Source organism: Pseudomonas sp. NPDC086112 (assembly GCF_044746425.1).
Classification (GTDB): Bacteria; Pseudomonadota; Gammaproteobacteria; order Pseudomonadales; family Pseudomonadaceae; genus Aquipseudomonas.
Window position 1 is genome coordinate 1 of sequence record NZ_JBIVCD010000013.1, and the last position, 256, is coordinate 256.

Here is a 256-nt window from a genome sequence, read left to right on the forward strand (position 1 = left end):
CGTCCATGCTGTACCCCGCGGCGTATTTGCCGAGTTCCTGGTGGACTTCGACAACTTCCACTCCACTCACGCCGAAGAAAACCGTGAGCTGTCGAGCCAGATCTACCTGAAGCTGCGCGACGCCGGGCACATCGCCACGCGCTCGATCACTCAGTACTTCGACCCGGAAAAGAAAATGTTCCTGGCCGACCGCTTCATCAAGGGCACCTGCCCGAAATGCGGCACCGAAGACCAGTACGGCGACAACTGCGAAAAA

The 256-nt window shown here is 58.6% G+C and carries 1 protein-coding gene; it reads left to right on the forward strand.

The window, feature by feature from the left end; all coding sequences use genetic code 11:
- Positions 1 to 256, forward strand: a 256-nt coding sequence (locus ACIPLA_RS11885) for a class I tRNA ligase family protein (protein WP_401173242.1), incomplete at both ends; no start/stop codon positions are given.